Here is a 10963-nt window from a genome sequence, read left to right on the forward strand (position 1 = left end):
CGTGCGCGAGAGGCGTCGACTCAGATGTCGTTGTCCTCGAGCCATGCGGTGGCGATGTCGGCGGCGGACTCCTGGTCCTCGGTCGACTTCACGTTCAGCTCGACGAGACCCTCGGGGGTCAGGGCGGCGCTGATCTTGTTGATGATGTCGCGGGCCTCGTCCGAGAGGCTCTCGTTGACGACCGGCACGACGTTCGAGGCGAGGAACAGGCCCTCGGGGTCCTCGAGCGTGACGAGGTCGTCGGTCTGGATGCGCGGGTCCGCGGTGTACACGTTGGCGATGTTCACCGTGCCGGCGACGAGGTCGTCGACGGTGGTCTCGCCGGTGGGCTGGAACTGCACCGAGACGCCGTAGGTCTCCTGCAGGCCGTCCGGGCCGTAGGGGCGCTCGGCGAGCTCGGCGTTGCCGCCGAGGATCAGCGGCGTCGAGACGTCCGCGAGGTCGGCGATCGACTCGAGGTCGTTCTCCTCCGCGAAGGCCGAGGTGACGGTGTAGGAGTCCTGGTCGGTCGCGGACGACTGGTCCAGGACCTCGAGGCCGTCCGGCAGGGCGTCGGGGAGGGCGTCGTAGACGTCGTCCTCGGTGCGCGCCTCGGTGTCGGGCTCGAAGTACTGCAGAAGGTTGCCGGAGTACTCCGGGAAGACCGTGACGCTGCCGTCTTCGAGCAGCGGGATGTAGGCGTCGCGCTGACCGATGTTGAACTGGCGGGTGACGGTCAGACCGGCGTTCTCGAGGGCCTGCGCGTAGATCTCGGCGATGATCTCGTTCGAGTAGTACGCCTGCGAGCCGACGACGATGGTGTCGCCGTCGGCGCTCTCGCCGGATCCGCCGTTGCTGAGCGGGTCGTTCGAGCCGCCGCTGCAGCCGGCGAGGGCGAGCGAGGCGACCGCGAGTCCGGCGAAGACGCCGAGGCCCGTGCGGGTGCGTGCTGTGAACATGGTGCTTCTCTCTTCCGTGATGGAGGGATGACTCAGGACGGTGCGGGTCCGGAGGTTCAGGATGCCTCGGCCGATGCGGGCGCCGAGACGGGCGACACCTCGGCACGTCGCTGTCGTGCCGTGCGCGCGGTGGGAGACACCGCACCGACCGCGCGGATGCCGCGCGGCACGACGAGGTGCTGGACGATGGAGAACAGCCCGTCGACGATGAGGGCCAGGATCGCGACGAGCAGGGCGCCCGCGATGATGACCTCGACCCGCCGCGTCTGCAGACCGGTGATGATGTACTGCCCGAGTCCGCCGAGGCCGATGTACGCCGAGATCGTCACGGTCGCGATGACCTGCAGGGCGGCCGACCGGATGCCGCCGACGAGCAGCGGCAGCCCGAGGGGGACCTCGATGCGCCAGAGGATCTGCCACTCGGTCATGCCCATCGAGCGGCCTGCGTCGATCACGCGACGATCGATGGCCTCGAAGCCCGTGTAGGCGCCGGCGAGCAGCGACGGGATCGCGAGGACGAGGAACGTGATCACGGCCGCCTCGGGCTTATACAGCACGCCGAGCAGCAGAATGAGCAGGATGAGGAGGCCGAACGACGGGATGGCGCGGGCCGCACCGGAGACGGCGACCGCAACCTCGCGTCCCTTCCCGGTGTGGCCGATGAACCAGCCTACGGGGATCGCGACGAGCGCGGCGATGACGACGGCGACCGCCGTGTAGGCGAGGTGCTGCGCGGTCGCGACCGCGATGGAGTCCATCCGCCCCGTGTCGCCGGAGAGGATCCAGGCGATGGCGTCGCCGAAGAGGTTCATGCGCCCGCTCCCACCGGGACGACCCGCGGACGGCGGCGGGCGGACGAGATGCGCGTCGCCCGGGTCCAGGGCATCAGCAGCCGGCCGGCGAGGACGAGCAGCAGGTCGAGCACGAGCGCGAGGATGACGACGGCGAGGACGCCGGCGAGCACCTCGGGGATGATGCGGCGCTGCAGGCCGTTCGTGAACAGATAGCCCAGGTTGTTGATGCCGACGAGGATGCCGACGGTGGCGAGGGCGACGGTGCTCGCGGCCGTGACGCGCAGACCCGCGAGGACGACCGGGCCGGCGAGGGGGAACTCCACCGCGAGGAAGCGGCGGAACGACCCGTAGCCCATCGCGGTCGCGGCCTGCCGGACGCCCGCGTCGACCGAGTCCAGGCCGTCCGAGACCGAGCGCACGAGGATCGCGATCGCGTAGATGGTGAGGGCCACGACGAGGTTGGTCTCGCTGATGAACGTGTACCAGCCGGTGGCGCTCGGCACGAGGATGAGCAGCGCGATCGAGGGGATCGTGTAGAGCAGGCCCGTGATGGTGATGACGCCCGAGCGGACCAGCCGGTAGCGCCACGCGACCCAGCCGAGCGGGATGCTGAGGACGAAGCCGATGACGAGCGCGAGGAGGCTCTGGCGCAGGTGGTCCAGCGTCAGATCCCCGATGAGCTCGAGGTTGTTGAGGACCCAGGTCACGGGCGGTTCTCCTCCACGAGCGCGCCCTGTGTCCGGCCGTCGGCGTCCACCACGACCGTGCCGGTCGCCGTCTGCTTCAGACGCAGCGCGCGCTTGCCCTTGACCGCGCCGATGAAGCTGGCGACGAAGTCCGAGGCGGGGTTCTCGATGATCTCGCTCGGGGTGCCGACCTGGGCGATCTTCGCCCCCTTCTCGAGGATGACGACCTGGTCGCCGAGGAGGAACGCCTCGTCGATGTCGTGCGTCACGAACACGATGGTCTTGCCGATGTCGCTCTGCAGCCGGATGAGCTCCTGCTGGAGCTCGTCGCGCACGATCGGGTCGACGGCGCCGAACGGCTCGTCCATGAGGAGGATGTTGGGGTCGGCGGCCAGACCGCGGGCGACGCCGACGCGCTGCTGCTGACCGCCGGAGAGCTGACTGGGGTACCGGTCGGCCATGGCGGTGTCCAGGCCCACCGTGCCCATGAGCTCGAGGGCGCGAGCGCGCGCCGCCTTGCGGTTCTGCCCCTGCAGGACGGGGACGGTCGCGATGTTGTCGGCGACGGTGAAGTGCGGCAGCAGACCGGAGTTCTGCATGACGTAGCCGATGCTGCGGCGCAGCTGCACCGGCGGGCGGGAGCCGATGTCCTCGCCGTCGATCGTGATGGTGCCCGACGACGGCTCCACCATGCGGTTGATCATGCGGAGGAGCGTCGTCTTGCCGCAACCCGACGAGCCGACGAAGACCGTCGTCTTGCGGGAGGGGATGACCAGATGGAAGTCGTCGACGGCTCGGGTGCCGTCGGGGAAGACCTTGGAGACGGCCGAGAACTCGATCATGCGCGTGTCCGAACTCAGTCGGAGACCACGACCTTGCGGTCGAACGCGACGTATCCGGCGAAGTCGGTCCCCACGCGGTCGACGGCTCCGGGCCGCAGGTCGGGGTAGGACCAGGCGCCGTCGGTCAGCTCCGCGCCGTCGAGGGAGACGTTCCAGTACTGCGCCGCCCCCTTCCAGGGGCAGGTGTACGGGGTGGGGCTCTGCTGCAGGGCACCGTCGCGCACCGCCTGCGGCGGGAAGTACCAGTTGCCCTCGATCTTGACGAGGTCGTCGTTGTCGGCTTCGGCGATCACGACGCCGTCGAGCACTGCCTTCATGAGAACCTCCTCGTGCGCCCCCGCGGGCACGGCACCCAGCGGTGAGTCAACCACCTTGTCCCGAGGCTAGCGAGCCCCCCATTGCGCAATGCGAACATTGCCCCGTGTGACGACCTCGGCTATGGTGCGCCGCGGTCAGAGGACGCGCGCCCCGGCGACTGGTCCGTGCACGTGGAGGGCCACGAGTCCCGCGGCGCTGAGGGTGACCTGGAGATCGAGGGCCGAGGCCTCGTCGGCGGCGAGGAACGCCAGCGTGGGACCCGACCCGGAGACGAGCCCGGTGAGGGCTCCGGACCGCTCCCCGCGCTCGAGGGCGCGGCCGAGGTCGGGTCGGAGGTGGAGCGCCGGCGCCTGGAGGTCGTTGCGGACGGTGGCCGCGAGCATCTCCGCGTCGCCCTGGCGAAGGGCGTGCAGCACCGCCGGATCCACCGCGGGGACGCGCGGGGCCGGTCCGATGTCGACCGCGTGCCGCTCACGGTGGGCGTCCAGCTCGCCGTAGACCACGGGCGTGGACATCCCGAGGTCGCTGGTGACGAGGACCCAGTCGAACCGCCCGCGGGCGAGCGCCGGGCTGAGCTCGTCGCCGCGGCCGGTGCCCACGGCGGTGCCGCCCATCAGCGCGAACGGCACGTCGGCGCCGAGCTTCGCCGCCAGACGGCCGAGCTCCGCCGTCGGCATCCCGAGCCCCCAGAGCGCATCGCAGGCCACGAGCGCGGCCGCGGCATCGGCCGAGCCGCCGCCCATACCGCCCGCGACGGGGACCGCCTTGTCGACGGAGAGGTGCACCCCCCTGTCGATCCCGGCGGTCTGCGCCAGCAGTCGCGCGGCGCGGAGGGCGAGGTTGCGGTCGTCGGTCGGCACGCCGTCGACGTCGATGTGCCGGCGACCGGTCACCGACAGCGAGAAGCCGTCGGACGGCGTGGCGACGATCTCCTCGTACAGCGAGACGGCCTGATAGGCGGTGGCCACGTCGTGGTAGCCGTCGTCCTGGACGTCGCCGACCTCGAGGAAGACGTTGATCTTGCCGGGGGCGCGGACGCGGACTGCGGGGGGAAGTGCGGGGTTCACGAGACTGTCAATGCCCTCCCCCGACCGCGGCGCCGGCGGTCGAATCCGGGGATCGAGCGGTGTGCGACACTGAGACGTCGGGCATCCGTCGCACGAGACGGCTCGTGCGCCTCAGGATCGCCTCGGCCGAAACGCGCGTCTTCCGTCACTCTTCGACAGTAGCGCGCCCACCCCCCTGCTTCGGTCCTGGCACCGAAACGCCCCCGAAACGCCGGAGACCTACGGTGAGCGGGACCCTTCCACCGACCCTCGAGGAGGCAGCATGCGACCGATCGTTCCCCTTTCGATCGAGAGCGATCCCTGGCGCGCGCTGCTGTCGCGCCCCGACATCCGCATGGTCGACGGCATCCTCCACGTGGTCGACGACGGCTCCACCCCGGCCGACGCCGAGCGCGACGACCTCCTTACCGTCGCCGCGGCGATCGAGGCCGCGGGCGTCCGCGTGCTGCTCGTGCGCGACGCGAACCGTCGCCCCAAGCTCGTCGTCGACACGGCGGACAGCATCGCGGCCCTGACGGCGCTGCGGGACCCGGAGCTCGGCCCCGTCTACCTGAAGGCCCGCGGCGAGGACCCCGTCCCGGCCCACAGCGTGGATGCCGCCCCCGGCGCTGTCGCCGCCTACGCGGTCTTCCGACCGCGCACCTCGACCGAGGGCTCGTACCGCTACGGCGCGCCGCTGGCCCCGCGGCTGGAGCTCTGGCGTTTCGGCAGCTCCGTCGTCGAGGCGCCCCGCCCGAGCGCGATGACCCGTCGCGTCTTCGCCACCGAGGACCTGGACCTCGCCGAGGTCGAGCGCTACGGACGCCGGTGGACGACGGTCAACGGCATGTTCGACCCGCACCCGAACGAGGTCGTCGACGAGATCGACATGGTCTTCTCGTGGGTGGACGGCTCGTCGAGTGAGTTCCAGCGCCAGCGCGCCGCCCGCATGAAGGGGTACGTGGTGGGAGACGGCGACGACAACGCCGCGCGGTACCGCCAGGTCGACGAGCTGCGCTACGCGTTGCGCAGCGTCCACATGTACGCGCCGTGGGTGCGCCGCATCTTCATCGCGACGGATTCCCCGCGCCCCGAGTGGCTCGCCGACCACCCCAAGGTGACGATCGTGCGCAGCGAGGAGTTCTTCGCCGACCCGTCGGTGCTGCCGACGCACAACTCGCACGCGGTCGAGGCGCAGCTGCACCGCATCCCCGGCCTCGCCGAGCACTTCCTCTACAGCAACGACGACATGTTCTTCGGCCGCCCGGTCGAGCCGGAGCTGTTCTTCAGCGGCGGCGGCGTCAGCCGCTTCGTCGAGAGCGGCGTGCGCATCGGCAGCGGCCCCGCCCACGTCGGCCGGTCCGGTCATGACAACGGCCTCCGCGTGAACCGCGCGCTGCTGCGCGAGAAGTTCGGACGCGTCATCACGCTCGACCTCGAGCACTGCGCCACGCCGCTGCGCCGGTCGATCGCGGCGGAGCTCGAGCAGGAGTTCGCCGAGGACTACGCCCGCACGGCCGCGAGCCGCTTCCGCTCGGCTACCGACATCTCCGTGACCAACAGTCTCTACCACCACTACGCCCTGGCCACGGGCCGCGCCGTCATCACCACGCAGCCGCGCACCCGCTACGTGCAGACGACGCAGCTCGACTCGCTCCGCCGCATGGAGCGCCTCGTCACGCGCCGCGACATCGACATGTTCTGCCTGAACGACGGCAGCGTGCCCGAGATCCCCGAAGAGGTGCGCGTCCCTGCACTGCGCGCCTGCCTCGAGCGCTACTTCCCCGTGGCCGCCCCGTGGGAGGTCGCGTCGGTCAGCGCAGGATCGGCAGGGGCGTCGTCGGCGGCGACACCCGCCCACTGAGGTCGCGCGCGGTCGGGACGACGATCCCCGCGGCGCGCAGACGCTCCTGCGACTCGGCGGCGTCGACGTACTGCAGTGCGTCCGCGCCGTCCAGGGGGACGACCGAGTGCACGACCGTCTCGTCGTAGACGTGCACGAGGTTGAACCCCTGGGCGCCGTCGCGGGGGCGCGTGCCGCCCGCGGGCACCGTCAGGTCCTGCGTGTAGCAGGTGGCCGATGCGACGGAGACGGGGATGCCGGCGAACGTCGCGAAGGTCGAGTAGTGCAGGTGGCCGGCGAGGATCGCGCGGACATCCGACCCGCGGAGGACCTCGGCGAGGCTCCGCTGGTCCCGCAGCTCGACCGACGCGGCCAGGTCCAGCACGCTCGGTACGGGCGGGTGGTGCATCGCCAGGATGGTGCCCAGCGGGGCGGGAGTTGCCAGCACCTCGCGCAGCCACTCGCGCTGCGCGGCGGTGACCTCGCCGTGGTGGTGCCCGGGGACGGTGCTGTCGAGCGTGATGATGCGCATGCCGTCGACCTCGTCGACGCGGTCCACGGGGGCGGTGGCGTCGCCGCCGTCGCCCGGCAGCAGGTGCGAGCGGAACGAGGCGCGCTCGTCGTGGTTGCCCATGACCCAGACGAGGCGGGCGCCCAGCCGCTCCGCGAGCGGCTCGACGAGCGCGCGGATGCGGACGTACGCGTCGTCCTCGCCGAAGTCGGCCAGGTCCCCCGTGAACACGAGGGCGTGCGGACGGACCCCGGATGCCTCGATGCCGGCGATCGCGCGGGCGAGGTACGCCTCGGAGTCGACGCGGTCGTACAGCGGCGCGCCGCCGGCACGCAGGTGGGTGTCGCTCAGGTGCAGGAGCACGCGCTCCGCGCGCGGGTACTCGGCGTAGCGCATCTCATCCCTCTCGGGTCGCCGGGTGCGACCACGTCACCGGCGCGATGCTCCCGGTCGGTTCGAAATGTTACCGGCATGTTTCCGGAACGCGGGGTGAACACGGTAAGAATTCGCCGCACGACCGCCCGGACGGCTCAGAGCGCGGCGATGCGGGCGTAGTCCTCGATGGAGAGCTGCTCCCCGCGCGCCGTGGGGTCGACCCCGGCGCGCTCGAGGGTCGCCGACGCCTCCGCGGCCGTGCCGCCGAGGACCCCGGCCAGTGCCTGTCGAAGCATCTTGCGCCGCTGCTGGAAGGCGGCATCCACGATCCGGAAGGTGCGGAGCCGGTGCTCCTCGCTGCCGCGGGGCTCGGCGTCGCGCTCGAAGGCGACGAGCACGCTGTCGACGTTGGGCACGGGCCAGAAGACCTGCCGCGACACGGTGCCGGCCAGCCGCCAGGCGCCGTACCAGGCGGCCTTGACGCTCGGGGCGCCGTACACCTTGGACGCGGGCGGGGCGGCGAGGCGCTCCCCCACCTCCGCCTGGACCATCACGACTCCGCTGCGGAGGTACGCGAAGGTCTCGAGGAAGTGCAGCAGCACCGGAACGGAGACGTTGTAGGGGAGGTTGGCCACGAGCACCGTCGGCTCCCCCGGCAGCTCGGTCACGCGCAGCGCGTCGGCGTCGACCACGGTCAACCGGTCCGCCGGCACCCCGTGCGCGGCCGCAGTCGCGGGCAGCTGTGCGGCGAGGCGGTGATCGATCTCGACCGCGACGACGGCGGCATCCGTCTCCAGGATCGCCAGCGTGAGGGAGCCCAGGCCGGGGCCGATCTCGACGACACGGTCGTCGGCGCCGACGCCGGCGACCTGCACGATCTTGCGGACCGTGTTGGCGTCGACGACGAAGTTCTGGCCCAGCTTCTTCGTCGGGGTGACGTCGAGGTCGGCGGCGAGCCGGCGGATCTCGGCGGCACCGAGCAGCGAAACGGGCATTGGACCAGTTTAGGTCGCGTCCTGCCGACACCGTGGGACGGGAGTAGCGTGATCGGGTGAGCGACACCCAGTCCATCCCCGCAAACGCCTTCACCCTCCGCAGCCCCTACGGGCGACGAGCGATCGGCCTCTCGGTCGCCGCGGCGGTGGGAGGCTTCCTGTTCGGCTTCGACTCCTCCGTGATCAACGGCGCCGTCGACGCGGTGCAGGGGAACTTCGCCCTTTCGAGCGGCGTCACCGGTTTCGTCGTCGCCGTCGCGCTACTCGGCTGCGCCGTCGGCGCGATGATCGCCGGCGCCCTCTCGGACCGCTGGGGCCGGCTGCGCGTGATGCTGCTCGGCGCGATCATGTTCTTCGTGTCGTCGATCGGCGCCGCGCTCACCTTCAGCGTCCCCGACCTCATCCTGTGGCGCGTCGTGAGCGGACTGGGCATCGGCATCGCCTCGGTCGTCGCCCCCGCCTACATCGCCGAGGTCGCGCCCCGTCAGATCCGCGGCTCGCTCGCCTCGCTGCAGCAGCTCGCCATCACCCTCGGCATCTTCGGCGCCCTCCTCTCGGACGCGGTGCTCGCCACCAGCGCCGGCGGCGCGGCCAACCAGCTGTGGCTCGGGATGGAGGCCTGGCGATGGATGTTCCTCGTCGGCGTCATCCCCGCCGCCATCTATGGCATCCTCTCGTTCACCGTGCCGGAGTCGCCGCGGTTCCTGCTGGCCAAGGGGCGTCGCGAGGAGGCGCGCGCGATCTTCTCGCGCCTGGTGCCGCCCGCCGACCTCGACAAGACGATGAACGAGCTCACGAGGGCCATCGAGACCGACCGCAAGAACGCGAACGTGTCTCTGCGCGGCCCGGTGCTCGGCCTCCAGCGCATCGTCTGGATCGGCGTCATCCTGTCGGTGTTCCAGCAGTTCGTCGGGATCAACGTCATCTTCTACTACTCCACGACGCTCTGGCGCGCCGTCGGGTTCGACGAGAGCAACTCGCTGCTCATCTCGGTGATCACGAGCGTGACGAACGTCGTGGTCACCCTCGTCGCGATCTTCCTCGTCGACCGCGTGGGCCGGAAGCCCATCCTCCTCACCGGCTCCGTCCTCATGACGGTGTCGCTGGCGGCCATGGCCCTGTCGTTCACCTTCGCGCAGGGCAGCGGCGAGGACGTCTCGCTGCCGGCCCCGTGGGGCACGATCGCCCTCGTCGCGGCCAACCTGTTCGTCGTCGGGTTCGGCGCGTCGTGGGGTCCGCTGGTGTGGGTGCTCCTGGGCGAGATCTTCCCCAGCCGCATCCGCGGCAAGGCGCTGGGCGTCGCCGCCGCCGCGCAGTGGATCGCGAACTTCGCCATCACGGTGTCGTTCCCGGTGATGTCGACGTGGTCGCTCCCCCTGACCTACGCGATGTACGCGCTCTTCGCCGCCCTCTCGTTCTTCTACGTCGCGTGGCGCATCCCGGAGACCAAGGGCATGGAGCTCGAGCAGACCGAGACCCTCTTCACGAACAAGCCCGCCCGCCGATGACCTCGCCCACGGCGGAGCGGTACCTCCGCTTCGCCGAGGTCGAGGCCCGGGGGCTGTCCCCGCGGTACGAGGAGTGGGCCCGCGGGGTGGCCGCCGATCCGGAGGTCGTGGCCCTGATCGATCGGGTTCCGGATGCCAAGAGGCAGGTCAACCTCGTCTTCGGCGCCGCGCGGTTCCATGGTGCGCCGGACGCTCCCTGGCCCGCGGCGCGCGACTGGATCGTCGCGCACTGGGACCTGCTCGAGCCGACGATCCTCGAGCGGGCCACGCAGACGAACGAGGCCGCGCGCTGTGCGACCCTGCTCCCCGCCCTGGACCGCGTGGAGGGCCCCGTCGCCCTGCTCGAGGTCGGCACCTCGGCGGGGCTGTGCCTGTTCCCCGACCGGTACTCGTACGAGTACCGCGACGCCGACGGCGTCCACTCGCGGCATCCGTCCGACGGGCCGAGCACCGTCGTGCTGCCGTGCGACCTCGACGGCGTCGCGGTGCCCCGGGCGGTGCCCGAGGTGGTCTGGCGGGCGGGGATCGATCTGAACCCGCTCGACGTCTCCTCCGCGGACGACCGCGCGTGGCTGCACGCCCTCATCTGGCCGGAGCACGACGACCGCCGCGCGCGGCTCCACGCGGCCGCCGAGATCGCCCGCCGCGATCCGCCGCTCCTCGTGCGCGGGGACGCGCTGGTCGACCTGCCCGCCGTCGCCGCCGCGGCTCCTGCCGAAGCGACGCTGGTCGTGTTCCACTCCGCCGTCCTGATGTACCTGTCCGCCGACGGACGTGCGCGGTTCGCGGACACCGTGCGGGCGATCGCGGCGGGACGCCCCACCGTCTGGATCTCGAACGAGTCCCCGTCGCTGTTGCCGGGCACAGCGGCATCCCTCCCTCCCCGGCCGGACCAGCAGGCGGTCTTCGCCCTCGCCGTCGACGGAGAGGCGGTCGCCCTCACGCACCCGCACGGGCGCTGGGTGCGGGGGTTCGGCACCTCCTCCTCGCGCTGACCACGAAGCCTCGGCGCTGAGTCGGCGCCCGGGTGCGTGCCGCGCGTGGTCTGCCGTGAGTTGGCGCAGATGCACGCGCGAGCGGCCCCGCGACGTGCATTCACGCCAACTC

Annotated in this window: 11 protein-coding genes; 3 read left to right on the forward strand and 8 right to left on the reverse strand. The window is 71.4% G+C overall.

Annotated features, from left to right (window positions below; all coding sequences use genetic code 11):
• Positions 1–20 precede the first annotated feature (20 nt).
• The 6 genes from ACO03V_RS05405 to ACO03V_RS05430 form a co-directional block, all read right to left on the reverse strand.
• Positions 21–938 carry a glycine betaine ABC transporter substrate-binding protein gene (locus ACO03V_RS05405; protein WP_423136876.1) on the reverse strand — a complete coding sequence of 306 codons (918 nt, stop codon included), beginning with the start codon at positions 936–938 and terminating at the stop codon, positions 21–23.
• Positions 939–994: 56 nt separating this feature from the next.
• Positions 995–1750: an ABC transporter permease gene (locus ACO03V_RS05410; protein ID WP_423136877.1), complete on the reverse strand. Its 756-nt coding sequence runs from the start codon at positions 1748–1750 to the stop codon at positions 995–997.
• On the reverse strand, positions 1747–2439 hold the full coding sequence (locus ACO03V_RS05415; protein WP_423136878.1) for an ABC transporter permease: 693 nt from the start codon (positions 2437–2439) through the stop codon (positions 1747–1749). Before ACO03V_RS05415 ends, ACO03V_RS05410 begins: the two co-directional genes overlap by 4 nt.
• Entirely contained in the window at positions 2436–3260 is an 825-nt protein-coding gene (locus ACO03V_RS05420) for an ABC transporter ATP-binding protein (protein ID WP_367726351.1), read from the reverse strand. The genes ACO03V_RS05415 and ACO03V_RS05420 overlap by 4 nt, the downstream gene beginning before the upstream one ends.
• Before the next feature lie 14 nt (positions 3261–3274).
• Positions 3275–3577 (reverse strand): DUF427 domain-containing protein, encoded by a 303-nt coding sequence (locus ACO03V_RS05425; RefSeq protein ID WP_367727531.1) that lies wholly within the window; start codon positions 3575–3577, stop codon positions 3275–3277.
• A gap of 135 nt (positions 3578–3712) precedes the next feature.
• A complete protein-coding gene (locus ACO03V_RS05430) occupies positions 3713–4645 on the reverse strand; it encodes a 4-(cytidine 5'-diphospho)-2-C-methyl-D-erythritol kinase (RefSeq protein ID WP_367726350.1) in 933 nt (310 codons plus the stop codon).
• A gap of 262 nt (positions 4646–4907) precedes the next feature.
• Here ACO03V_RS05430 and ACO03V_RS05435 point away from each other — a divergent pair, with 262 nt between their 5' ends.
• On the forward strand, positions 4908–6488 hold the full coding sequence (locus ACO03V_RS05435) for a stealth family protein (protein WP_367726349.1): 1581 nt from the start codon (positions 4908–4910) through the stop codon (positions 6486–6488).
• Here the strand turns inward: ACO03V_RS05435 and ACO03V_RS05440 are convergent.
• Positions 6439–7374, reverse strand: a complete 936-nt coding sequence (locus ACO03V_RS05440) for a phosphodiesterase (protein ID WP_387053529.1) — start codon at positions 7372–7374, stop codon at positions 6439–6441. The genes ACO03V_RS05435 and ACO03V_RS05440 overlap by 50 nt on opposite strands.
• A gap of 134 nt (positions 7375–7508) precedes the next feature.
• On the reverse strand, positions 7509–8348 hold the full coding sequence (rsmA, locus tag ACO03V_RS05445; protein ID WP_423136879.1) for a 16S rRNA (adenine(1518)-N(6)/adenine(1519)-N(6))-dimethyltransferase RsmA: 840 nt from the start codon (positions 8346–8348) through the stop codon (positions 7509–7511).
• 56 nt (positions 8349–8404) lie between these two features.
• Between rsmA and ACO03V_RS05450 the strand changes: the two genes are divergently transcribed.
• Together ACO03V_RS05450 and ACO03V_RS05455 are read left to right on the forward strand one after the other, a co-directional pair.
• The gene (locus ACO03V_RS05450) at positions 8405–9856 is read left to right on the forward strand and encodes a sugar porter family MFS transporter (RefSeq protein WP_423136880.1); all 1452 of its coding nucleotides are present in this window, start codon (positions 8405–8407) and stop codon (positions 9854–9856) included.
• Positions 9853–10851 (forward strand): DUF2332 domain-containing protein, encoded by a 999-nt coding sequence (locus ACO03V_RS05455; RefSeq protein WP_423136881.1) that lies wholly within the window; start codon positions 9853–9855, stop codon positions 10849–10851. The genes ACO03V_RS05450 and ACO03V_RS05455 overlap by 4 nt, the downstream gene beginning before the upstream one ends.
• Positions 10852–10963: the final 112 nt, after the last annotated feature.

Origin of the sequence: Microbacterium sp. HMH0099 (assembly GCF_049384025.1) — a bacterium.
Lineage (GTDB): Bacteria > Actinomycetota > Actinomycetes > Actinomycetales > Microbacteriaceae > Microbacterium.